This window comes from Paenibacillus contaminans, assembly GCF_003285015.1.
Lineage (GTDB): Bacteria > Bacillota > Bacilli > Paenibacillales > NBRC-103111 > Paenibacillus_V > Paenibacillus_V contaminans.
Window position 1 is genome coordinate 1 of record NZ_QMFB01000019.1, and the last position, 25,474, is coordinate 25,474.

Annotated in this window: 20 protein-coding genes, 1 tRNA gene and 1 rRNA gene; all 22 read left to right on the top strand. The window is 49.4% G+C overall.

Features of this window, described 5'->3' with window-relative positions:
- Positions 1-55 precede the first annotated feature (55 nt).
- The 22 genes from rrf to DQG23_RS27070 all read left to right on the top strand — a co-directional run bounded on the left by rrf (position 56) and on the right by DQG23_RS27070 (position 25,473).
- Positions 56-172: ribosomal RNA gene (gene rrf / locus DQG23_RS26970) — 5S ribosomal RNA — on the top strand.
- A 263-nt stretch (positions 173-435) separates the two neighbouring features.
- Positions 436-1,731: a putative glycoside hydrolase gene (locus DQG23_RS26975; protein WP_113034151.1), complete on the top strand. Its 1,296-nt coding sequence runs from the start codon at positions 436-438 to the stop codon at positions 1,729-1,731.
- Between the two features lie 179 nt (positions 1,732-1,910).
- Positions 1,911-3,368, top strand: a complete 1,458-nt coding sequence (gene guaB / locus DQG23_RS26980; protein ID WP_113034152.1) for an IMP dehydrogenase — start codon at positions 1,911-1,913, stop codon at positions 3,366-3,368.
- A gap of 235 nt (positions 3,369-3,603) precedes the next feature.
- Positions 3,604-4,902 carry a D-alanyl-D-alanine carboxypeptidase family protein gene (locus DQG23_RS26985; RefSeq protein ID WP_238178048.1) on the top strand — a complete coding sequence of 433 codons (1,299 nt, stop codon included), beginning with the start codon at positions 3,604-3,606 and terminating at the stop codon, positions 4,900-4,902.
- Positions 4,903-5,050: 148 nt separating this feature from the next.
- On the top strand, positions 5,051-5,932 hold the full coding sequence (pdxS, locus tag DQG23_RS26990; RefSeq protein ID WP_113034153.1) for a pyridoxal 5'-phosphate synthase lyase subunit PdxS: 882 nt from the start codon (positions 5,051-5,053) through the stop codon (positions 5,930-5,932).
- Positions 5,933-6,054: 122 nt separating this feature from the next.
- Complete coding sequence (gene pdxT, locus DQG23_RS26995; RefSeq protein ID WP_113034154.1) at positions 6,055-6,627, top strand: pyridoxal 5'-phosphate synthase glutaminase subunit PdxT; 573 nt, start codon at positions 6,055-6,057, stop codon at positions 6,625-6,627.
- 27 nt (positions 6,628-6,654) lie between these two features.
- A complete protein-coding gene (gene serS, locus DQG23_RS27000; protein ID WP_113034155.1) occupies positions 6,655-7,935 on the top strand; it encodes a serine--tRNA ligase in 1,281 nt (426 codons plus the stop codon).
- A gap of 78 nt (positions 7,936-8,013) precedes the next feature.
- Positions 8,014-8,103 (top strand) — tRNA-Ser (locus tag DQG23_RS27005).
- Positions 8,104-8,346: 243 nt separating this feature from the next.
- The gene (locus tag DQG23_RS27010; protein WP_113034156.1) at positions 8,347-8,694 is read left to right on the top strand and encodes a hypothetical protein; all 348 of its coding nucleotides are present in this window, start codon (positions 8,347-8,349) and stop codon (positions 8,692-8,694) included.
- An 18-nt stretch (positions 8,695-8,712) separates the two neighbouring features.
- Positions 8,713-8,859 (top strand): hypothetical protein, encoded by a 147-nt coding sequence (locus tag DQG23_RS42640; RefSeq protein ID WP_192894644.1) that lies wholly within the window; start codon positions 8,713-8,715, stop codon positions 8,857-8,859.
- 14 nt (positions 8,860-8,873) lie between these two features.
- Positions 8,874-9,032, top strand: coding sequence for a small acid-soluble spore protein P (locus tag DQG23_RS27015; RefSeq protein ID WP_113034157.1), 159 nt, complete (start codon positions 8,874-8,876; stop codon positions 9,030-9,032).
- 536 nt (positions 9,033-9,568) lie between these two features.
- Entirely contained in the window at positions 9,569-11,896 is a 2,328-nt protein-coding gene (locus DQG23_RS27020) for an AraC family transcriptional regulator (RefSeq protein WP_113034158.1), read from the top strand.
- Between the two features lie 233 nt (positions 11,897-12,129).
- A complete protein-coding gene (locus DQG23_RS27025; RefSeq protein ID WP_238178057.1) occupies positions 12,130-13,068 on the top strand; it encodes an ABC transporter permease in 939 nt (312 codons plus the stop codon).
- A gap of 39 nt (positions 13,069-13,107) precedes the next feature.
- The gene (locus DQG23_RS27030) at positions 13,108-13,992 is read left to right on the top strand and encodes a carbohydrate ABC transporter permease (RefSeq protein ID WP_113034160.1); all 885 of its coding nucleotides are present in this window, start codon (positions 13,108-13,110) and stop codon (positions 13,990-13,992) included.
- A 42-nt stretch (positions 13,993-14,034) separates the two neighbouring features.
- Positions 14,035-15,600: an extracellular solute-binding protein gene (locus DQG23_RS27035; protein WP_113034161.1), complete on the top strand. Its 1,566-nt coding sequence runs from the start codon at positions 14,035-14,037 to the stop codon at positions 15,598-15,600.
- Positions 15,601-15,750: 150 nt separating this feature from the next.
- Entirely contained in the window at positions 15,751-16,371 is a 621-nt protein-coding gene (locus DQG23_RS27040) for an SGNH/GDSL hydrolase family protein (protein ID WP_158560716.1), read from the top strand.
- A gap of 282 nt (positions 16,372-16,653) precedes the next feature.
- On the top strand, positions 16,654-18,093 hold the full coding sequence (locus tag DQG23_RS27045) for a stalk domain-containing protein (RefSeq protein ID WP_158560717.1): 1,440 nt from the start codon (positions 16,654-16,656) through the stop codon (positions 18,091-18,093).
- Positions 18,094-18,447: 354 nt separating this feature from the next.
- Positions 18,448-20,226 carry a sensor histidine kinase gene (locus DQG23_RS27050; protein WP_158560718.1) on the top strand — a complete coding sequence of 593 codons (1,779 nt, stop codon included), beginning with the start codon at positions 18,448-18,450 and terminating at the stop codon, positions 20,224-20,226.
- Positions 20,201-21,847 carry a response regulator gene (locus DQG23_RS27055; RefSeq protein WP_113034165.1) on the top strand — a complete coding sequence of 549 codons (1,647 nt, stop codon included), beginning with the start codon at positions 20,201-20,203 and terminating at the stop codon, positions 21,845-21,847. The genes DQG23_RS27050 and DQG23_RS27055 overlap by 26 nt, the downstream gene beginning before the upstream one ends.
- Before the next feature lie 109 nt (positions 21,848-21,956).
- Positions 21,957-23,627, top strand: coding sequence for an extracellular solute-binding protein (locus DQG23_RS27060; RefSeq protein WP_113034166.1), 1,671 nt, complete (start codon positions 21,957-21,959; stop codon positions 23,625-23,627).
- A gap of 52 nt (positions 23,628-23,679) precedes the next feature.
- Entirely contained in the window at positions 23,680-24,573 is an 894-nt protein-coding gene (locus tag DQG23_RS27065) for an ABC transporter permease (protein ID WP_113034167.1), read from the top strand.
- A gap of 15 nt (positions 24,574-24,588) precedes the next feature.
- On the top strand, positions 24,589-25,473 hold the full coding sequence (locus tag DQG23_RS27070) for a carbohydrate ABC transporter permease (protein ID WP_113034168.1): 885 nt from the start codon (positions 24,589-24,591) through the stop codon (positions 25,471-25,473).
- Position 25,474: the final 1 nt, after the last annotated feature.

The window sequence follows — 25,474 nt, forward strand, 5'->3', positions numbered from 1 at the left end:
CAAACACTTCGCATCTAGTTTTCAGGGAGTAAACACCCTGTATATGGGCAACATGTTTGGTGACGATAGCGGAGGGGAACCACGCGTACCCATCTCGAACACGACCGTTAAGCCCTCCAGCGCCAATGGTACTTGACCCGCAGGGGTCTGGGAGAGTAGGACGTTGCCAAGCAAATGAAAGCCTCTTTACTGGTTAACCGGTAAAGGGGCTTTTTNAATGAAAGCCTCTTTACTGGTTAACCGGTAAAGGGGCTTTTTGTGTTTTCTAATGTTTCTTTGCGGAGAAGGCTTTAAAGTACAGGACATAGGTCAGCGTCAAATTGCTGCAGGCGGTAGAGGTTAATTTAGCTGGACGATTTTCCAATAAACTCTTGTTAATTGAAGAATTATGCATGTCTTCCTTGAGCCATACTACCAGCTAAGGAGGAGATACAAATGAATGGGGAACGGATTTGTACGTTATTTTACGGGTTATTGATCTGTTGTATCGTGCTCTTGGGAACGGCTTGTTCGCAAAATGTGTCGTCCAGACATATTGACGGATACACCTCCGATGAGGCGAAGGCGAAAGCACCTGAAGGAACTGACCATGTGCCAGTGCAAGAGCAGAATCGTTCGGATTTCACGAAGGAAGATAAGGCCCCTGCGGATACCGACATAAAGTCGGGAAATGAACGGCGTACCGGGAACGAGCCGTCGTCACCGGCCGTTCCTATTCCCTCGGGCGGAAATCAATCGAAGGAAGAAGTAAAAGCCAAGGGCATATACGTTTCCGGGCGTATGGCTGCGAGCGGCTCTTTTCAACAATTGCTCGATTTGGTGGACCGTACGGATCTAAATGCGATGGTTATTGATATGAAGAACGATTCGGGACAATTTATTTTTCCTAGCAGCATACCTTTAGCCGAACAGATCGGGGCGACCGAGAGTCCGATGATACCGTCTCCGGAAGCTTGGATGCAGCGCCTCAAAGCGAGGAATATATATTCGATAGCAAGAATTGTCGCTTTTAAGGATCCTTACTTGGCTGTACAGAGACCGGATTTCGCTATGCGTACGAAAGACGGGAACGCTTGGCAAGATGCAAGAGGCGTTTTATGGATTGATCCGTACAATGAAGAAGTATGGGATTATAATATTGCGATCGCTAAGGAAGCGGCGAGAATTGGTTTTGACGAAATTCAATTCGATTACGTTCGTTTTCCGGAGAACGGTCAGAAGGTGGACAGGGAGGTCCAGTATCAAAATCCGCATGGATGGAGCAAGGCGAAAGCGATAGAGGCGTTTTTGAGCAAAGTGAAGGAGGGGTTGAAAGGAACGGATGTATTCGTGTCGGCGGATGTTTTTGGACTTACGACATCGAGCTCCACAGATATGGGAATCGGCCAGGAATGGTCTAAAATCGCCAAGCACGTCGATGTGATTAGTCCGATGATTTACCCTTCCCATTACGGTAAAGGCGTCTATGGGATCGCGAATCCCGATCAGGAGCCCTATCTGACGGTTAGGCAGGCGGTGAGCGATGCACTGGCCAAGAACGATGAAGTATTCCGTCTTAACGGCAAATCTCCTGCCATACGGCCATGGTTTCAGGCTTTCACGGCAACATGGCTCCCTTCCCATCAAAGATATGGAGCGGCTGCGATCAAGGAGCAAATACTTGCAGCTAAAGAGCTGGGCTTGGAGCAATTTATGCTATGGAATCCGGCCTGCAAATACGCGTACGAATAAAATTTTTCGTTTTGATAAGCCTTCTGTTCGTGCGGAAAGACGGCGATCGGTGAAGAGTTTTTGAAAAAAAGGAAATACATAAATGAGTTCCTTGAAAATGGAGAGGACATTTTCTTGACATGAAAATAGAGCATTGATAATATTGCAATAATATACTCATGTAAGGAGGCGCTCCATTCGTGTGGGAGACGAAGTTTGCGAAGGAAGGGTTAACGTTCGATGACGTGCTGCTCGTACCGAGAAAATCAGCCGTATTCGGGAAGGAAATCGACGTATCGACGGTGCTGGGTTCTACGCTGAAGCTAAATATTCCTTTTATCAGTTCCGCAATGGATACGGTAACGGAGTCGGCGATGGCGATCGCGATTGCGAGGGAAGGCGGCATCGGCATCATTCACAAAAATATGTCGATCGACCTGCAGGCTAACGAGGTTGATCGCGTCAAGCGGTCGGAGAGCGGCGTTATTACGAATCCTTTTTCACTTACGCCGGAACATCATGTTTATGACGCGGAAGAGTTGATGGCGAAGTACCGCATTTCCGGGGTGCCTATCGTTGACGGAAACAACAAGCTGGTCGGTATTTTGACGAATCGCGATTTGCGTTTCGTACACGACTATTCGATTAAAATCAAAGACGTGATGACGACGGAAGGGCTTGTCACCGCACCTGTCGGCACTACGCTCCAAGAGGCGGAGGGCATTCTTCAGAAGCATAAAATCGAGAAGCTGCCGCTTGTTGACGATCATAATGTGTTAAAGGGTCTTATTACAATAAAAGATATCGAGAAAGCGATCCAGTTCCCGAACGCTGCCAAGGATCAATACGGCAGACTGCTCGTGGGCGGTGCTCTGGGCGTTTCTAAGGACGTTATGGAGCGCGCTGCGGCGCTTGTAGAAGTTGGCGTCGACTTGATCGTGGTTGACTCCGCACACGGGCACCACATCAACATCGCCGATACGGTAAGAAAGCTGCGCGGACAATATCCGGAGCTTCCGATCGTGGCAGGCAACGTGGCTACGGCGGAAGGCACCCGCGATCTGATTGAAGCAGGGGCCAGCATCGTTAAGGTCGGAATCGGGCCGGGTTCGATTTGTACAACCCGTATCATCGCCGGTATCGGCGTTCCGCAAATCACGGCAATCTATGATTGCGCGGAAGAAGCCAGAAAGCACGGCGTGCCGATCATTGCAGACGGCGGGATCAAATACTCCGGGGACGTCGTCAAAGCGATTGCCGCCGGCGCCAGTGCGGTTATGTTAGGAAGCTTATTCGCAGGTACGGAAGAAAGTCCCGGTGAATCTGAGATTTATCAAGGCAGACGTTTCAAGGTATACCGCGGAATGGGTTCGTTAGGCGCGATGAAAGAGGGAAGCAAGGACCGTTATTTCCAAGAAAACGAAAGCAAACTTGTACCGGAAGGCATCGAAGGCCGGATTCCTTATAAAGGACCTGTTGCCGATACGATTTTCCAACTGGTAGGCGGTTTACGCTCGGGTATGGGTTATTGCGGTACGCAAAACCTTCAAGCGCTTATTAACGATACGCAGTTCGTCAGAATTACCGGAGCAGGCTTGCGCGAAAGCCATCCGCATGATGTTCATATTACGAAAGAAGCGCCAAACTACTCGCTATAAGCGGAGTGACGGCTTGAAGGGAAGCAGCGGTTATCATAACGCTGTTTCTTTTTTATTAATCGGCAAGAAAGAATTTATCCGCGAATTGTTCGATTTCCCGGTAAACGCGCCTGCCCTTTAGGACGTCGAAGCCGTTTATCCTTGTTGCGTCTAAAGACCTACCCCTTTGCAAGGTGAATTTACGTGTTCCCATATGGTACAATGTAAAAATAAATCACATCATATATGGGAGTGAGTGTGGGAATTGAAACGGTTCACAAAGATGAAACGATACGTCGCGATGTTGGTAGTGGCTCTTCTAGGGCTGCAGTTGCTAATGATAAAACCGGAGAGCGCGTTGGCCGCGGATACGGTAGATTTGAAGCTGGAAGTGAAGTCGGCGATCTTGATGGATGCTGCGACCGGGCAGATTTTATACGAATTGAACGCCGATACGGCGCTGCCTCCCGCCAGTATGGCAAAGATGATGACCGAATATCTTGTTATGGAAAACATCAAGTCTGGGAAACTTACTTGGGACGAGCTGGTTACGACGAGCAAATATGCTGCTGACGTACCGGGTTCCGGCGACTTGTTGGCTAATGGCGAGAAGCTTTCTGTCAAAAGCATGTTTCAAGCGATGTCGATCTATTCGGGCAATGACGCTTCCGTAGCATTGGCTGAACGGATTGCAGGTTCGGAAGAAAATTTCGCCAAAATGATGAATGATAAGGCAAAGGAGCTCGGTCTGCCGACTGCCCACTTTGTAACGTCAACAGGCCTTAGCAAAAATGATCTTAAAGCCTTCCCTCCGATCAACCTGGAAGGCGAGACGTTAATGTCCGCTAAAGATGCTGCGATGCTCGCTTTTCGGATTATTAATGATCACCCGGAAGTGCTTGAGTTTACGAAAATCCCTTCTCTTAAGCTCCGTGAAAGGGACAAGTCCCCGATGATCAACTGGAACTGGATGCTGGAAGGAAATCAAAGCGTAACGAACTTCAAGAAATACGCTTATCAGGGGTTGGACGGGCTAAAAACAGGATCGACCGACGAGGCGGGTTACTGCTTTACGGGAACTGCGGTTCGCAATGGTATGCGCTTAATCAGCGTCGTTATGGGAACGGATTCCGAGCCGAAGCGTTTTGAGGAGACGCGTAAGCTTCTGGATTACGGCTTCAATAACTTCGAGAAGAAGGATATCATCGCCGCGAAAGCCGAAATCGATACCATGAAAACCGTCGAGCTGAAAAAAGGCGTGAAAACTTCCGTTCCTGTCGTGACGGAAAGCGCGCTTTCGATGGTTGTCAAAAAAGGAACGACCGAAGATCAAATCGTGAAGACGGCCGAACCGATCGAGGAAAGCAAGCGGGTCGCTCCTATCAAGCAAGGAGATGTACTGGGCACCGTTAAAGTCACGTACAACGGGAAGGATCAATCGGTTAATTTGGTGGCATCCGAGGATGTCGATAAGGGAAGCTGGATTCGCCTTTTGTTCCGGGCCATCAAAAACTTCTTCGTCGATCTGTTCAGCGGCATCAAGAACATGTTCTAGACAAAATGTTGACACCTGAACAAGGTGAGAAATATGGGCGATAAGGTTGTATAATGTCGACCCATGCTGTAAAATAATTTGTTAGGAGTTTGTCAAATTCGGTTCAAAATAAAATCAGCTCTTATGCCATTTGGGAGGTCAATTCGCAATGGAAACAGGAACGTCTCGCGTTAAAAAAGGTATGGCCGAAATGCAAAAAGGCGGCGTCATCATGGACGTCATGAACGCTGAACAAGCTAAAGTTGCCGAAGCGGCTGGAGCATCCGCCGTTATGGCGCTTGAGCGGGTACCGGCAGACATTCGTGCGGCAGGCGGCGTAGCCCGTATGGCGGATCCGACAATCGTCGAGGAAGTTATGAAGGTTGTTTCGATTCCGGTAATGGCGAAAGCGCGTATCGGTCATTTTGTCGAAGCGAAAGTGCTTGAATCCCTCGGCGTCGATTATCTCGACGAGAGCGAAGTACTGACACCGGCTGACGAAGTATTCCATATTAACAAAAAAGAGTTCACGGTACCTTTCGTGTGCGGCGCGCGCGACCTCGGCGAGGCGCTCCGTCGGATCGGCGAAGGCGCTTCGATGATTCGTACGAAGGGCGAGCCGGGAACTGGAAATATCGTTGAAGCCGTTCGTCATATGCGCATGATCTGGTCGCAAATCCGGAAAGTGCAAAGCCTGGCGAAGGACGAGCTGATGGCGGAAGCAAAAAACTTGGGCGCTCCATACGAATTGCTTGCTTTCGTTCACGAGAACGGCAAGCTTCCGGTCGTTAACTTTGCGGCTGGCGGCGTAGCTACTCCTGCGGATGCGGCATTGATGATGCATCTCGGCGCTGACGGCGTATTTGTCGGATCGGGTATTTTCAAATCCGACAGCCCTGAGAAGTTTGCAAAAGCGATCGTTGAGGCGACTACGCACTACACGGATTACGCTTTGATTGCAAACCTTTCGAAAAACCTCGGCACGCCGATGAAAGGCATTGAAATCTCCAAGCTGAATGCCTCCGAGCGTATGCAGGATCGCGGCTGGTAATCAAGCTTAAATAGTTAGGCATATTCGATGCGGCAGATGTGCGGACCGGCTCCTATTGCCCGGTTACCGCATCATCTGTCCGCATTTTTACAGCTATAGCGAGTTGGAAAGAAGGAACGGACATGAAAATAGGGGTACTTGCGCTGCAAGGCGCGGTTGCCGAGCATATCCGAATGCTGGAATTGGCCGGCGCTGAAGGAGTCGTTGTTAAACGGACCGAGCAGCTATCGGAAATCGGCGGTATTGTCATTCCCGGCGGAGAGAGCACGACAATCGGCAAGCTGATGCGCACATACGGCTTTATCGATGCGCTGAGGCAGTTTTCAGCGGAAGGCAAGCCGATTTTCGGCACTTGCGCAGGTCTCATCGTGATGGCCAAGGAAATTTCGGGTCAGCCGGAAGCTCATCTCGAGCTTATGAATATTACCGTTGCCCGTAACGCTTTCGGACGGCAAAGAGAAAGCTTCGAGACGGATCTGGACGTACACGGAATCAGCGAGAAAGTAAGAGCGGTATTCATTCGTGCGCCGCTGATCGAGAAAGTAGGGGAAGGTGTCGAGATTCTGTCCACCTATAACGGACAAATCGTGGCCGCCCGCCAAAAGCATCTGCTTGTTGCGTCGTTCCATCCGGAGCTGACCAACGATTACCGGATGCATGGATATTTTCTCGAGATGGTTAAACAACGCGGGTAAACTACTTCCCTTTCTGGAGGGGTTATTTTGTTTGATGCCAAGCTGTTAAGAAATGAATTCGAACGCGTTCAGCAGGCGATGAGCAATCGCGGAAAGCAGCTCGAAGAAGTCGATCGTTTTCCAGGCGTGGACTCGAAACGCAGGGAATTGCTGCAGGAAGTGGAACAGCTCAAGAACCGGCGGAATGTCGTTTCTCAGGAAGTCGCCGTAAAGAAACGCGCTAAAGAAAATGCAGATGATCTTATCGAAGAAATGAAAATCGTCGGCGACCGGATTAAAGTGCTGGACGACGAAATTCGTATCCTCGAGTCCGAGCTGAACGATATTTTGCTTGCGATTCCGAACGTGCCGCATGAATCGGTGCCGGTCGGCAAATCCGAGGATAATAACGTTGAGGTTAGACGGATCGGCGAACAAACCTCTTTCGCTTTTGCTCCGAAAGCGCATTGGGAAATTGCTCATGATCTGGATATTCTGGATTTTGAAAATGCGGGCAAAGTGACAGGCTCCCGTTTTGTGTTCTATAAGGGGCTTGGAGCGAGATTGGAACGGGCACTCATGAACTTCATGATGGACCTTCACGCCGACCGGCACGGGTACGAGGAAATGCTTCCTCCTTACATCGTGAATCGGGACAGCATGACCGGAACAGGCCAGCTTCCGAAGTTCGAGGAAGATGTGTTTAAAATTCAAGATACGGATTATTTCTTGGTACCGACAGCGGAAGTTCCGGTAACTAACTATCATCGCGACGACATTCTGCCTGTCGAGGCTTTGCCGAAATATTTCGTAGCATTCAGCGCTTGCTTCCGTTCCGAAGCCGGAGCGGCAGGCCGGGATACACGCGGGTTAATTAGACAGCATCAGTTCAACAAGGTCGAGCTGGTTAAGATGGTCAAGCCGGAGGACTCTTATGACGAGCTGGAGAAGCTGACGAATGAAGCCGAGACGGTATTGGAGCTGCTGAAGCTGCCATACCGCTGTATGAGCCTCTGTACGGGCGATATGGGCTTTGCGTCGGCCAAGACGTACGATCTTGAGGTTTGGCTGCCTAGCAGCGGCACGTACCGCGAGATTTCGTCCTGCAGCAACTTCGAGGACTTCCAGGCGCGCCGCGCCAACATCCGCTTCCGTCGCGATTCGAAAGCGAAGCCGGAGTTCATCCATACGCTGAACGGTTCCGGGCTTGCGCTTGGGCGTACGGTGGCTGCGATTTTGGAAAATTATCAGCAGGAAGACGGCACCGTGTTAGTGCCTGAAGTTCTTCAACCTTATATGAATGGCCTTAAGGTGATCGGCAGAAAATAGAGGTTGATATTGTTTTCACATTTATGTTAAAATTCAATGTGCATCTGGAAATTTCCTAAACGTTAGGAAATTCCACTTGGAGAGGTGGTCGAGTGGTTTAAGGCTCTGGTCTTGAAAACCAGCGAAGGGGTAACTCTTCCGTGGGTTCGAATCCCACCCTCTCCGCCACTAAGCTAATCATGAAACTTACAGCCATTTGGACGATTATCGTCCGGGTGGCTTTTTTATATTCACAATGTTTATCCGCCTTACAGTGTCGATTCCGATTGGGCGGAATCGAAATCCAAGCGCATGCAACAAGCGACGATCCCTTCAGCCGTACTTGGATAATTTAGTTTCTTCAAGTGGAACCGAGAGCTTGTATAAAAGGCTGTCCGTCTCCATACGTTAACACTGTGGAGGTGGTAACAGATGAGGAAAAAAGAAAGTCCGGCAATCGATCAAGAGCAGCTCGTAGCCGCTTGGAAGCGCACGCTGCCGACCGTGCTGAACGCGTCCGACAAAGTTTCGGTCTATGCCGACGAAGCCGATCCGCAAGCGATTCGGATTACGATTTTAGCGGAAGGCCGCTCCGGTTATGAATTTGATTTTACATGCAGGTACGTGGACGATCGGGAAGTGAAGGTTCAATTGGTCGACGCGGAGCGCGATGAAGTAACGGTCGACGAGCGGGGCGAACGAATTCAGCAGATGGTGGAGGATTATATTCGCCACATCCATGAATGCGCGCAGGTACTGCATGCCGAGACGCATGCTTAACAACGGAGGCGATACACGATGACGAAGAATCGAGCAACCGATAAAAATTTGCAGAACGTGGTAAAGGACTTCGATAAAACGCCGGTCAACAGCCACGATGCCCAGCAAATTCAGCAGCAAACGAACGATCGCCGCCATAAGGACTCGTTAAATCACGAAGGATAGGGAGGAATACGCACATGCCGAAAAATAAGACGCAAGTCGTTAATCCGCCAAGCGGGCAAACGAATCAGCATGAATCCGTACAGCCCCAAGAGCCGCTTTCCGGCTCCAAAACGGTGAAGAACCGCAACCATTCCCACAAGAGCCCGAGCGAAGGCAGCGGATCCGGGGGATAGTTTGGCTCCACGTTAAGAAAAAAATCCGCCTTTCGTGCAAATGCCGAATAGGCGGTTTTTTTATGAAATTTTTATTTTCGAGAAGCGCATAGTTATCGAACGCCCGGACATACTATTATCGACGGTGAGAGCGAGGTGTGGTTCCATTGAACAATTTCGAGGGAAACTAGCCACTAACGATCTTTCAGCCTTATTATAGAAACTGGAGGGATGTGCCAAAGACACGTAAGTGTTAGAGGCAACAAAGAAAGTTGTCTACGACAACCGGATCGAAGGTACTATAAGCGAGGAATAAAGAAATGATCTAAAAAATTTTCACCGTCAATGAAGAGGACCCCATAAAAAGGGTCCTTTTCGCATTGTCAGGGTAATTTATGTTCCGCCGTATTAGTCACCCAGGCTACTCGTCCTACTACCGGCAAGTGTATGAATTTATTCGTACTCGTTTCCAAGAAAAACAGCTATAGGGTATACTATACTAGTACTGCTGAGACCAAAGGATAAGAATATGATGAACAACGGGAGCGACGAAGGTATTGAATAGATTATACCGATTCTTTCGACATGCCAAGGGAAACTTCTATAGAAAAAGTCTCGTTCTCATTCTGCTCAGCGCGAGCATCCCCGGGCTTGTCATCGGTGGAAGCGTTTACTGGATCGTATCCGCTAAAATCGAGTCCGCGTTGATTGAATCGCATCAGAAACAAATTTTGGAGCAGTCCCGAAATATGGACGAGCAGTTAAACTATTTGGAATTGACCTTGAGTCATTGGGCCTTCGAGCCGCGTTTTGGCGAAAGCTTGCAAACGCTTGATTTTGTCTATCATTTTGCGGAAACAAGGGACATCTACAAGACGCTGCTCGTGATGCAGGGCTCTCATCCGCTCATCAAAGGGGTGGAGCTGTTTATTGACAGGCCGTCGCCTGTGCGGTTCAACCCGGAATACAATCCACCCAACGACCAGAGCCAGATTACGTATTTCAAGCAATTGCTGAGCAGAGGGGGCACGGCTTACTGGACGAATTCGTCCCAAGTCGCCAAACCATCCGCTTCTAATGACGCCTTGTTGGTTCACAAGATCATGGATATGAACCAAAACCCGTTCGGTGTCCTGGTCGCCACGCTGAATCGCGAGAAAGTCGAGAACATGTTGAAGGTGCTGAATCCCTATGATAAAGGCGCCTCCTTTCTGATGAATAGGCAAAATGAAATTTTCGCAGCCGTCCAGAGTGGAGCTTCTTCACCGAACGAGTTTGAAGCGGCCATTAAGGAAGCCGTCATGCAAGTGAGAGACGACGAGAGGGCTTTCTCGTTCAAATGGAACGGTGACGATTATTCGGTTTCAGTCGGCAAGCTGCCGCGAATCGATACGGAGTGGACTTATGTCTCTGCCACTCCCATCTCGGCCATCACCTCGCCGATTATTTTCGTATCCGAATTGATACTCCTCTTCAGTATTTCCGGTTTTGCTTTGGCATTGGCGCTGTCGTGGTTCGCCTCCAATCGCATCTATTCGCCGGTAAAGCGGCTGATGAATGTGCTTGCCGGAGGAAAGGCCGGGGGATGGAGCCGAAACCTCGACGAATTCCAGCTTCTTGAGAAACAATGGGGGCATTTATCGCGGGAAAGCAGTCTCCTACAGAGCAAGCTTCAGGAACAACTGCCTCATATTAGAGAGGGTTTTCTGCTGCAGCTGTTTCACCAATACTTGAATCGTTATTCCGAGCAGGAGCTCAAGAATCGCATGAAGCAGTACGGTTGGGAAACCGACGGCCGGCAATTTATCGTAACGAATGTGCAATTAACCGGATTTTCGCAATCGGATGGGCGATTTACTCATGATGACAGAGGACTTGCCACGTTCGCGGCGGCCAATATCATCCAGGAGCTGGCGGCATCGCGCTTGAAGGAATTCAGCGTCATTAATTTTCACGATTCGTCGATCGGCCTGCTCGTATTCGCCTCCGATGCGGCTTCAGCGAGAATGGAACTTCTTGCGATGAGTAAAGAGCTGACGCAAACGATCAATCAGATCCTATACGTCCGCGTGACGATTACGATTGGCAAGCCGACGGATTTGGTGCGGAATATCCCGGCTATATTCGAAGAGGCCAGCCAGGTTTCGTGGGCTCGCATAATGAAAGACGCCAATCAGATCATCGACATGGAGCAGCCTGATGCTGCGCTTGACCTCGGCGCATTCCAATACCCGTTCGCGCTGGAACGGGACATCGTACAAGCGATGCGAATGGGGCAGCAGAACGATGTCGAGCGTCTGCTCGAGCAGTTTCTGAACGAAGTGGCGGACGGAGGGAACAAAGAAGCGGTTGTGAAGCAAAGCCTGCTTCTTCTGGTCGGAAGTATGCAGCATATGATTATGTTATCGGGGATTCGGTTGAGAACGCCGTTAGAGGGCGCTAACGTATTCGACAGCCTGCTGCAAACCCGGGAGCGGGAGCAGATCATACAGCTCATCTGCACGAAAGTGGCCAATCCGTTTATCGAGGCGATGGCAGAGCGAACGAATACCCAGGTGCAGAAGATTATAGAACAAGCGATTCGCTATTTGGAAACGAATTATACGAAGGATATTTCGCTGGATAGCTGCGCGGATCAATTAGGGACGAATCCGTTTACCTTGAGCAAATCGTTCAAGCAAGTAACGGGAATCAATTTTATTGATTATGTGACGGACTTGCGATTGAACAAGGCGAAGGAGCTGCTGCGGGAAACGGATATGAAGATGAATGACATCGCGGAATCAGTCGGGTACCAGCAGACGTATTTCAACCGTATTTTTAAAAAGCAGGAGGGCATTACGCCAAGCCAGTATCGGGATAAAAGCCGTGATGCAACCGTATGAGCATCAGCATTGTTGCCCTGAACGTCTGTTATTTAGGCGTTTTGAGGGCTTTTTTGGCATGCGGCGAGAAAGTCCAATACGGGTAAAAAAGTGCAAAACTAGCTCTGTCGCGGCCGTTGCTCCTCCATCCAAAATGTATAATTGCCTGCAAAATGATCCTGCCCTATGATTCAGTTGCGAATACACTTCATGCAGAAAGGAGGAACATCCGAAAGGAGATACCGATGGATAAAATGTTGTCGAGCGCGAAACCGGCAGGCCGATCGGAGACGAATTGGCTTCGTCATGTGAAGAAAGACAAGTGGTTGTATGTGCTGCTGTTACCGGGGGTTCTGTATTTCCTTGTTTTCAAGTACATCCCGATGTGGGGAGTGCTCATTGCGTTTCAGAATTACCAGCCGTTTTTAGGGTTTTGGCAGAGCAAGTGGATCGGAATGGAACACTTCACCATCTTTTTTCAAAATCCCGATTTCATCAAACTGCTTCGCAATACGCTATTGCTGTCATTTTACAATATTATCTTTTATTTCCCTGCCCCTATCTTTATCGCGCTTATGCTCAACGAAGTTAGAATTGCGATCGTCAAGCGAACGATTCAGACGCTGATTTACGTCCCGCACTTCATCTCGATGGTCATCGTGGTCAGCATTACCTACGTGTTCTTAACGACCGAGGGCGGGATCGTCAACGAGCTGTTGCAGCAGTATACGGGCACGAAGATCGCTTTCTTGTCCGACCCCGATTGGTTTCGACCGTTGATCATTCTGCAAACGATATGGAAAGAAGCCGGGTGGGGGACGATTATTATTCTGGCTGCGCTGTCGGGCGTCAGTCTGGAGCAGTATGAAGCCGCGATCGTCGACGGAGCGGGAAGATGGCGCCAACTGTGGCATATTACGCTGCCGGCAATCCGAAGCACAATCGTCATACTGCTCATTCTCAGGATGGGGTATGTTCTCGATAACGGATTCGAGCACATTTATTTGATGATGAATGCGCTCAATCGTGATGTGGCCGATGTATTCGACACGTATGTGTATGATACCGGGATCAGAGGGGGAGCATTCAGCTACAGTACGGCAGTCGGCTTGTTTAAATCGATTGTAGGCGTCATTCTCGTATTGTCCAGCAATTACCTGGCAAAGAGATTCGGGCAAACGGGCATTTATTGATTGACTGATTGATTGATTGATTGATGGAGGATAATCGTTATGGGAAAATGGTCTAACACCGTATCCGCAAGGATATTCGACGGGTTCAACTACCTCTTGCTGGTGTTGTTCGCCCTTTGCTCCATCGTCCCCTTTCTTTATATTATTGGCGGTTCTTTCGCTACGGAGGCGGAATTAAGCACGAGAGGATTTTTTCTGATTCCAACAGAGTACTCCTTGAATGCGTATAAGTATATTTTCACATCGAATACGTTGATCCGCAGCATCATGGTTTCGATCTATGTGACGGCAGTAGGTACCGTGGTCAATCTGTTCTTTACCGTCACGATGGCCTACCCGTTGGCGCGCAGAACATTGCATGGCAGGAATACCATCCTCAACCTGGTTGTCTTCTCCATGCTGTTTAGCGGCGGGCTCATTCCTACCTTCTTGATCGTAAAAAGCCTGGGTCTGCTCGACACTTATTGGGCTTTGATGCTGCCGGGCGCGATAAGCGCATTTAATTTGATCATCGTGAAAAATTTTTTCCAGGAGCTGCCCCCGGGGTTGGAGGAGTCGGCGAGAATAGACGGCTGTACGGAAGTAGGCGTATTGTGGAAAATTGTGCTGCCATTGTCCAAACCGGTGTTGGCTACATTCGGCATGTTTTACGCGGTCGGGCACTGGAACAATTTCTTCACTGCGCTGCTTTATGTGAACAGTCCCGAAAAATGGCCGTTGCAGGTATTGCTGCGCCAAATCGTTTTGCTGTCGCAGGGGAGCTTGGGGGATTCGACGCAAATGGATCATCTGTTCGAGCAGCCTCCTGAGCAAGCGGTGAAAATGGCCGCGATCGTGGTGGGCACCGTTCCGATTCTGCTCGTGTACCCGTTCCTGCAAAAGCATTTTGCCAAAGGGGTACTGCTTGGTTCCGTCAAAGGATAATCGTCAAAGATTGTATAAAATGAGGAGAGGAATGAATCATTGATGGCGACGAACAAGAAATCGCTACAACGGGGGATTACCCTGGCACTTGTTTCAGCAGTAGGGCTCACAGGGATGATCGGATGCTCAAACGGGGGGAATAGCAAGGAGCCGGCCGGGAACAGTACGTCACCTGCCGCGAATAGCGCATCGCCAACTACGCAGCCGCCGCTCAATCTCGATATTATGCTTCCTTCCTTTGGAACCGAGAGCCCGAAGGAGGACAGTCCGGTCATTCAAGCGCTCGAAAAGGCGACAAACACCAAACTCCATTTTGAATGGGCGCCCAATTCGTCCTATGGGGACAAGTACAACATTACGTTGGCGTCCGGCAAAATGCCCGCGATCATGGTCGTGCAGAGCAAGACGGCCAGCTTCGTGAATGCAGCCAGATCGGGAGCTTTCTGGGAGCTTGGACCATACTTGAAGGATTATCCGAACTTAAGCAAAGCGAACCCGATTACTTTGAAAAACTCTTCCGTCGACGGTAAGGTATATGGTCTTTATCGTACTCGTCCGCTCGGCAGAAACGGGATGATGATTCGCCAAGACTGGCTCGAAAATGTCGGCTTGCAGCCGCCCAAAACGATTGATGACTTTTACAATGTGCTTAAAGCATTTGCCGCTCAAGACCCGGATAAGAACGGGAAGGCGGATACGTACGGCATGGTCATTACCAAATACAATCTCCCGTGGGAGATGATGCAAACCTGGTTTGGGGCTCCGAATAAATGGGGAATGGATGCGAATGGCAAGCTGACGCCGGTTCATTTTACGTCCGAATATATGGATGCGCTTCGCTTTTTCAAAAAGCTGTATGACGAGAAGCTGATCAATCAGGATTTTGCCGTCATGGATTCGGCGAAATGGGTAGAACCGCTTGCCGGCAATCAGGCTGGTGTTGTGCTTGGCGAGGCGGACGGTGTCGTGCCTTTTGAGAACCGGGTTGAGGAAGCGATGAAGAAGCTGAACAAGCCAGAGCGGCAATACCTCGATATTTTCGGTGATGTTGCCGGACCTAAGGGAATCCGAAACTTGCCGACAACGGGCTATGCAGGTTTGGTCCACATTTCTAAATCCACAGTAAAAACAGAAGCGGAACTGAAACGCGTATTGACGTTCCTGGACAAGCTGAGCGATGCCGATATGCAAAACTTGCTGTACAACGGAATTGAAGGCAGACACTATACGAAAACGGCGAATGGGATTGAGGCGACGACGGACAAAGCGCTGCTTGTGGAAAAGGTTGATATATCCCAAGTTTTAACAAATATTCCGGAAAATAAGGCGCTTCAGGCTGTGGTAACGCCGCTGCGGGCGAAATTGACCAAGGTACAGAAGGATAACGAAGCGTTCGTCGTTCCAGATCCGACTTCTCCTCTCGTATCGACCGTGTATACGCAGAAAGGCGCGCAATTGGATAATATTGCAAATGACGCCAGAACCAAATTCATTGTCGGTCAAATTGACGAAGCGGGCTTGAAGGCGGCGAACGAGCTGTGGCTGAAGAGCGGCGGCGAAGACTTGATTAAAGAAATGAATGAGCTGTATGTTGCGAATGGGAAGTAAAGATAAGAGTCGTTTCACCATAGCGGTCATGAGCCGCATCTGCTGACCCCACAGATTCTAACGGTGCTATTTATAACTATTTCGGGAAAATAGCTCCGTTAGATTTCTTTACCCTCCATCGTGCTCGAAGCGAAAGGAATGTCTATAAACATGAAAAAGATTTTTTTAATTGGCGACAGCATAAGCGTACACTACGGTGATTATTTATCAGCGTTAATTAAGGAATGTTATGAGCTCATTCCACGCGAGGGTATAAAAGAAGCCTTGCAGAATATCAATATGCCGATTGGCGGTAACGGCGGGGATAGCGCCAGGGTGCTGGGTTTTCTTAAAGCTCAGGAGGATGAAGAAAGGCTCAATTATGATGTTTTGTTATTTAACAGCGGACTACATGACATTAAGCGCATATATGAAACCATGGAAATACAAGTTGAGCTTTCTGCCTATGAAGCTAATTTGAGAGAAATACTCAAACTGGCGCGTGTTCATCGGGTGATGCCGATTTTTATAAACACCACGCCGGTAGACGATGAAATCCATTTTTCCTTCCTTAAAGAAAACGGTGGAATAACCCGTTATCATGCAGATGTTATTGCCTATAACCATGCAGCAGAAAAAATAATGAGGGAAAATGATGTAGCGATTATTGATTTGAACGGCTATACTGCGTCGTTAGGGGGCAACTTGTATTGCGACCATGTGCATTTCAATGATTCGATAAGGAAATTGCAGGCTGATTTTATCGCTGTAAAGCTTGCCGAAATACTCTGAAATGACAGTTTTGAACAGGACGCACCTCTCCAACCAGATATACGGTGAGAGAGGATTATCTAAAAATTTTCACCGTCAATGAAGAGGACCCCATAAAAAGGGTCCTTTTCGCATTGTAAGGTTAATTTTACCACTTTACAACCTGCTTCTTTTATGTCGATATAAAAATAAGCCGGAATTCTTTAATTTGCATGCGGTATGACCGGCATTTTACATCGAAATGGAGCTGGAGGAATGACCGGATACGGATTCAAACAGCGAATGCGCCGGAGGAGGCTGGCTTTGGCTTTATCGCTAGCTGTAACAACCGGTATCGCCCTGGATGGGGGAGCATGGACACATACGGCTTCCGCAAACGGCGGAGTCGATTACGAGACCGCTACGATCGGTTATGCAGGGAAAAACTTCACGGTGCAGATGGTGACCGTCGATCTGAAAAACCCTTTCTTGCGTGTTGAGCCGGTTATCGCCTCCGGAGGGATCGGACATGTGGAGAGTTTGTCCTCCATGACGGAACGAACGGAAGCGGCTGCTGCGGTAAACGGTACGTTTTTTGATGCCTATGCAGCGGATGAAACGCAAAAATATCCGAATGGACTCATGCTGAGGGCAGGAGAAATAATGAGGAGCGGGGAAAACCAGACTTTCGCCGTAAGCGTCGATAAGGTGCCGATCATCAACAAGCTTAAGCTCGGGATGACCGTAACGGTGAAGCATAACGGAGACGCCTACAGCTTCAGCCCATGGGGCGTCAATACATATTACGGTGCGGAAGCCTATGACCAGGTTATCTGGTATACGCGGGACTTCGGGGAGAAGGTGTCGTTCCCAGGGGGGACGAAGGTTGTCGTATCGAACGGCATCATTACGGAAATAACGGATGGCGAGGCGACGATACCGGAGGACGGCCAGGTTTGTTTTATCGGTCATACGGACGGGAACAAAAAGTACATGCTCTCCAAGCTGCACGTCGGCGATGAGGTGTTTGTGGAGGCGAAGGTTGAAAATAAGGATAGCGGGGATACAGGCTTGGCCGGCGGCTGGGATGCGGCGATCGGCGTCGGACCGAAGCTTGTGACGAACGGCGCAGTCGATGTCGATTTTGCAAGAGACGGCTTCGACGATCCCAAGATTACGAGTTCGTCAAACGTGCGGAGTTTCGTCGGCATTGACGAGCAGAAGAGGCTCGTATTGGGAACGGTATCGTCTTCGACTATCTCCCAAATGGCGAATGTGCTCGCTGAGCTTGGTTTGACGGATGCCATGAATTTGGACGGTGGCGCAAGCTCCGGGCTTTTCTACGAAGGGGCGTTGAAGCGGACCCCGGGCCGGCTGCTAAGCAATGCGCTCGTTGTTAAGCGTTATGATGAGCCTCAGGTGCAGGTGGTCGTCAATGGGAAGTTTATTACGGAATATCGCGGTTTTATACGCAATAATACGACGATGGCGCCTTTCAGAGGAATATTCGAGGCGATAGATGCCTTTTTCACGTGGAACAATGACGAGCGTACCTTAAGCGTCCAGAGAGACGGCAAGCAGATTGTATTAAGGCCTGACGAGGCGACTGCATTGGTGGACGGCCAAACGGTCAAGCTTGAGGAACCGGCCACGATCGTCGACGGCCATATGTATATTCCGCTGCGGTTTGTGGCGGAAACGCTGGGCGCGAAGGTGCAGTGGAACCAGGAGCTGTATCGTGCCGAGCTGACAGTATCGAAGTAAGCGCCAGGCATATAGGAAATGGTAAAGAAGCGGGACGCTCCGGGCACTTTGGCTCGGTTCGTTCCGTTTTTTTTGTACCCTTTGGGATAAACGCCATCGTCAAAGCATTGCCGGTAGGCGTGCAGGGTTTCGACCGATAAGTAACGAGTCCCCGCGTTGTTCCGCAGTACTTCCTTGTTTGAAGCGGGTATCGCCCCCTTCCTTGATCGTAAAGAAATGATCGATGCAGATGCCGACTTGGATGACTGTTTTGTTATATGTCGGTCTACTTTGTTAATATTCCGATTGTCGACAATGAACAACGCTGTTATAATGCCACCATATCGAAATCCATGGGGATTGGAGAGGAATGTTATGCGTTTGTTGCGAGAACGGGGCTTTTCGATATATGCGAAGCTGCTGATTTCTTTTCTTTTTGTCGTCCTACCCTTGTATGTAATCGCTCTCATTTCCAATCAAAACGGCTCGGAGATGGTAAAGGAGGAGCTTCGGCGATCTCTCGGTTCCAAAGTACATTTCTATTTAAGCACATTCGACAGCGAAATGATGCGGATCGTCCAGCTAAGAAACGAGTATGTGTCCGATAAAGATTTGCAAGATATAAGCTTGCTGAGTCCGATCATGTCCGATTATCAATATACCCAGTCGGTTAGCCGAATTATCGATCGTTTAAACGTATTGAAATCGTCCAGTCTTTACGTTCGGGACGTTAAGGTGAGCGTACCGTCACTGAATCGGACGATATCCACCAAAACGTATTCGGATTCGCTCGAGAATACGGAGCTCTCCCCAAAGAAAAATATGAACGGGGCGCTGGATGCTTCGATACTGCAAGCGGACAATCAATATTACATCGCCGGTTCCTATCCCCTCGCTCTCCCTCAAGACACGGCGCCGCTCTATTACGTGAAAATAACGTTGTCAGAAGAAAAAATCATGCAATCGCTCTCCGATATTAATCACAATTTGAAGGGAGGGGCCATCTTATTCGGATCCGATCTAAGCTGGTCGATTCATAGCGAATCAGAGAAGCCCTTCCTGCCTCAAGTTCTTCCATACGCGCAAGAGATGGCGAAGAGCGGGGCGAACGAAGCAAGTCAGCTGATGAGAAGCAACGGAAAGGACTATTTTGTCTTTTATGAACGATCGCCCAAGCTCAATACCGCTTTGTTGGTCTATATTCCGGAAGATGAAATATTGGGGCCGCTGAAGAAAAACCGGATCTGGCTTTGGACACTTTCGATCGTTTCGGTCACGATATCCGTCTTGTTCTCGGTTTGGATTCATCGGCTCATCCGCCGGCCTATTCGCACGATGGTTCAAGCTCTTCGCAACGTCGAAGCGGGAAGAACCGGCATCGTCATCCACTACCGGTTCAAGGATGAATTCGGCTATATGTACAATCAGTTCAACGCCATGACCAAAAGGCTGAACGTTCTCATTCATGAAGTATACGAACAGCAAATACGTGCGCAGCGGGCCGAGCTGAAGCAGCTGCAGTCCCAGATTAATCCGCATTTTTTGTACAATAGCTATTTTGTTTTGTACCGAATAGCACGGCTTCATGATATCGACAATGTGATTCGGCTAGCGCAGCATCTTGGCGATTATTTTCGCTTTATTACACGCAGCTCGAACGATGAAGTACCGTTAAGCGAAGAGTGGAAGCATACGCTGGCCTATATCGAAATCCAAATGATTCGCTACCGCAAGCGCATGCAGACCCGATATGACGAGATTCCCGAAGCATGCCGTGAAATCAAAGTGCCCCGGCTGCTGTTGCAGCCCGTCATGGAAAATGCTTATGAGCACGGGTTGACCAATAAAGCTTCGGGCGGACTGGTGACCGTTCAATTCCTGTATCGGGAACGGAGCCTCACGATCGTTATCGAAGATAACGGAGACGAATTATCAAGCGAGCAAATCCGGCTTATGCAACAAAAGCTGAAGCAGTATGACGATTGGACGGAAACGACGGGCATTCTCAACGTCCATAAACGAATTCAACTGAAATTCGGATCTCGCTTCGGCTTGCAAGTATCGCGTGCTTCGATCGGCGGCTTGCGCGTAGAAATGACAATACCGGCTCAAGAGGAGGAGAACGGCGATGTACCGACTGTTAGTGGTGGATGACGAGGATTTTATCGTGGATGGGTTAATCGACTTATTCGAGGAACGCTTCCCGGCTTCAATGGAATACTACCGTGCTTATTCTTCGGGCGAGGCGCTTGAGTGGCTGAAACGGGCGAAAATCGATATCGTCCTTACCGATATCCGCATGCCGGGCATGAACGGGCTGGAGCTTCATGAGGAAATCATTCGGCTATGGCCGCAATGCAAGGTTATCTTTCTGACCGGATATAACGACTTTGACTATATTCAGTCGGCCATGCGGAACGAAAGCATCGATTACATTCTGAAGACGGAGCACGATGACGTCATCGTCAGAGCGGTTGAAAAGGCGGTCTATGAGCTGCAGCACAGGTTCGAGTCGGAAAAGTTGATCGCAGATGCCAAAAAAAGATTGCAGACGGCATTACCGGTTATGCAAAAGGAACTGCTATGGGACATTTTGAATGGAGACGTATCGCAGGCCGCGGTCGCTCAACAATTCGATGAATTAAACTTGCCGCTGCGCTCGGACCGTCCGGTGTTTCTTGTGCTGGGCAGGATCGACGGCTGGAACGGCATTTCATCGCCCTCCGACCGGATGCTGCTCGTGTATGCGCTGCAAAATATTGCAAATGAGTATTTATCCGCCTTCGCTTATCATTACTCCATTTTTTACGAGCAGGCCAGACTTGTGTGGTTCATTCAATTCAAGGAGGATTCGCACGCGGAGGAGAATGAGGGCGATTATAGGCAAGGGGAGCAAAGGAACCTCTTTGTTAACGGGGCCATGGAGAACATTCAAAATGCCAGCAGACAATACTTGCATATTCCGGTGTCATTCCTTGCAGCTAACGACGCGGTGGATTGGTATGAATGCGCGGAAAAATATAATCTGCTAAAAATGATGCTCCATGTCCATTACGGCATGCAGCAGGAGCTGCTGCTTTCGGAAAGTCATTTGCCTGAAAACCCAGACAACCGGGTTACCCGCGCAGGAATATTCGAGCTTCGGCCCAATAAATGGGCGCTTTTGCAGTCCTGCTTGGAGAAGGGGGATATGCAGCACTTCCAGGAGCTGTTCCGGGAGCTGGTGAAGCTTATTCCGGCCAATCGCCAGCAATGGGACGGATTGGGGTTCCATATCTATCATTCGATCTTGTCGGTGTATTTTACGCACCTTCATCAGTCCGGCATGACGGACATGTTCGGTTACGATCAGGTGATGGCTAGCGGAACGAACCGAACCTGGGGGGAGACGGCCGAGCGATTGTGGCAAATGGCGGAAGCGATATTCGAGCGGCAAAATAACGAGCTGATCGATCGGGAGCGGGAGGTCATTCGTAAAGTTAAGCAATATATCAGCGCGAACTTGGGGGGCGATTTATCGTTAACCCGAATCGGAGAGGTGGTCGGGTTCAATCCATCTTATTTGTCCCGGTTGTACAAGCAGATGACCGGAGAAGGGTTATCGGATTATATCGTTGCCGAACGGCTTCAGCTTGCCAAGGCGCTGCTTGCGAAGCAGCATATGCGCATTCATGATATCGCAGAATCGCTCGGCTTCGACTCGCCTGCCTATTTCGCGCGCTTTTTCAAAAAACAAACGGGCATGACGCCGACGGAGTTTCGGGAGTTGTTATAAAGCCGTAAATGGAAGACTCAATTGTAAAGACATTCTGATTGTTGGGCTTCTGCGGGGGAATCTATAATTTAGTTGTCAAGATATTCTGGATTTTATAGGGGGAAATGCAATGAACAGAAGGCGTTCCAGCGTGTTTCTGGCAACGGCATTGGCAGGCATTATGGTTGTCGTGACGGCTTGTTCCGAAAAGCAAGAGAAGCCGGTAAGCGAACAATCACCCGGCAATCAGACAGGTACGGAGAAGCAGGAGTCTGCCGCAACCAAGCCTAGCCCGCTCGGCAAATACGACTCGAAGATCGAGGTAACCGCCGCGCGTGATTTGTCGGGTGTGACATTCCGGCCGGGGGAATCCATCGAGAACAACATTTGGAGCAAGGCGTATGAGGAAGAGCTGGGAATCAAGGTCAAATACGCATGGACCACATTAGGCGATTACGATCAGAAATTGAATGTATCGATCGCTTCCGGAGAGCTGCCGGATATTTTCCCGGTAAACGCTACGCAGCTCAAGCAACTGGTCGATTCCGGCCAGTTAGAAGATATGACGGACCTATTTGAAGCATATGCGTCCGATCTCACGAAAAAAATTGTCAAAGAGGATCCGAATCAATTGAAATCCGCAACTTTCAAGGGAAAGTTGATGGCGATACCGAAAGCGGGTTCGGCTACGGACTTTTCCCAGGTGTTGTGGATTCGTAAAGATTGGCTGGACCGGCTGCAGTTACCCGAGCCGAAGACGCTGGACGACGTCGTCAAAATTGCGGAAGCTTTCGTCAACCGTGACCCGGACGGCAACGGCAAGGCGGACACGTACGGATTGGCTGTCGGCTCCGGGATGAACGGAACGTATACAAGCTTACGGGGATTTTTCAACGGCTATCACGCTTATCCAAATAGCTGGTATAAAGACAAATCCGGTAAATTTGTTTATGGAGGCGTGCAGCCGGAGACGAGGAATGCGCTTGCAAAGCTAAGTGAAATGTATAAAGCGGGCCTCATCGATAAAGAGTTTGCCATTAAAGGCGATGACAAATTGGTGGAGCAGATGGCGGGCGGCAAAGTCGGCATCAACTACGGCCCCTGGTGGATTCCTGGCGGTCCGCTGCAGACGAACAAAAATCAGAATCCGGATGCGGACTGGAAAGCGTACGGCATCCCTTCGGCAGACGATAAACCGGCTAAGCTGCAGGTAGATTTCCCGGTTGCTCAATATGTCGTGGTCAAGAAAGGCGCCAAAAATCCGGAAGCGGCCATAAAAATGCTAAATTTAATGGTCAAGTATGCCTATGAATTGAGAGAAATCGAGAAATATTTTGTCCCAACCGACGGGATTTCACTCAATGCCTATCCTTTGCTATTCGCGTCGCCGGTCAACGGCAACTTGACCATTCATGTCAACATCATGAAGGCGCTGGAAACGAAAGACCCTGCCAAGCTTAATGCGGAGGAAAAAAGCTATTACGATAGAATTATCGGTTACCGGAACGGCGACAACAAGTTATGGTTCCAGGAGGCAACTTACGGCGGAATCAGTGCATGGTCCGGGGTGAAAGAGAAAGTCGACCAGGGGCTGCTGCAAGCTCCCGATTTCTTCGGTGCCGTTACGAAAACGATGTCTCAAAAGGGCGGAGTTTTGACCAAGCTTGAACTCGAGACGTTCACCAAAATCATTATGAACGAAGCGCCAATCGAGGAATTCGATAAATTCGTTGAGAATTGGCACAAACTGGGCGGCGATGACATCGCAAAAGAAGTCGAAGCATGGGCCAGCAATTTATAACGAACATAGGGGAGCTCACCCTCCCCTATTCTCTTGAACGAGGAGGAGCGGGATGAACCGTAAGACGATCAGACAGCTGCCCCTGCATCTCATGCTGCTGCCCGGCATCGTATTTGCAATCGTGTTCAGCTATGTACCGATGGTAGGTATTGTTATTGCATTTCAACAGTTTTTGCCGGTCAACGGACTGTTCGGTTCGCAGTGGATCGGATTGGACAATTTCACCTACGCATTCGAACTTCCCGATTTTACGAAGGTGCTGGGGAATACGGTTTATATCGCCCTTATGAAGATCGTCGCCGGGTTGGCGGTCCCCGTCATTATCTCGCTTTTGTTGAATGAATTGCGGATCCATGTCCTTAAGCGGGGCATCCAGACGCTGATTTACTTGCCCCACTTTTTGTCGTGGGTCATCCTTGGCGGCATTCTGACCGATATTCTGTCTTCCGAAGGCATTGTCAATCAACTGCTGGGTACGTTCGGCATCGATCCGATTTCCTTTCTAAGCCGTAACAATTGGTTTCCCTACGTACTGGTCGTATCTGACGTGTGGAAGGAGTTCGGCTTCAGTACCATTGTTTATTTGGCGGCTATCACGGGCATCAACCCGTCCATTTATGAAGCGGCCGTGATCGATGGAGCAAGCCGGATCAGACAGATGTGGCATGTGACATTGCCCGGTATGCGGCCGGTTATCGTGCTGCTTATGACGCTTAGCTTGGGGAATGTGTTAAATGCCGGATTTGATCAGGTATTTAATTTATATAATCCCGCCGTATACGAGAGAGGAGATATTCTCGACACGTTTGTCTATCGGATAGGGATGCTTGATTTTCAATATGGCCTGGCCACGGCGATCGGGATGTTCAAATCGGTCGTTTCCCTGATTTTCATATCGGTGTCCTATTGGGCGGCCTACAAATTGGTGAATTACCGTATTTTCTAAGGAGGGCTCGCTTCAATGGTAACCGGAGAATCATTCGGCAATCGTGCGTTTCATCTATTGAATATCTTCTTTTTAGTTGCCGTTGCTTTGCTCTGCCTGCTGCCGTTAGTTCATATTCTTGCCGTTTCGTTCAGTAACAGCAGCGCAGCTGCCGCAGGAGCCGTCAAGCTGTGGCCGGTCGGTTTCACGTTACATTCCTATGAGTTTATATTGAAAAAGCCGGAGTTTCTCCGGTCGGTTAACATTACGTTGATCCGTGTCGTTATCGGCACGACGCTTAGCATGCTGCTGACCGTGCTGTCGGCGTATCCGCTATCCAAAGATACGCGGGCGTTAAAATTCCGCACCGGCTATGCCTGGTTCTTCGTCTTTACGATGTTGTTCGGCGGCGGACTGATTCCTTGGTATATGACGATCAAATATTTGGGATTGCTCGACAGCGTATGGGGATTGATTTTGCCGTCGGCTCTACCGGTATATAACGTAATCCTGCTGCTCAACTTTTTTCGCAACTTACCGAGCGAGCTTGAGGAATCAGCGCTTATTGACGGCGCCGGTTACTGGAAGGTGCTGTGGAAAATATACGTGCCTTTATCGATGCCCGCACTCGCGACCGTAGGACTATTCACCATCGTGGGGCATTGGAATTCCTGGTTTGACGGGCTGATTCTGATGAACTCTCCGAGCAATTATCCGCTTGCCAGTTACTTGCAAACCGTCATCCGAGGTGTGGATTTGACGAAGGTCACGGGGCAGGACGTGCTGACATTGGCGTCGGTCAACGACCGCACCGCTAAAGCGGCCCAAATTTTCGTCGGTACGATACCGATTTTGTTGGTTTATCCATTTCTTCAGAAATATTTCGTGAAGGGCATCGTCCTTGGCAGTGTAAAGGAATAAC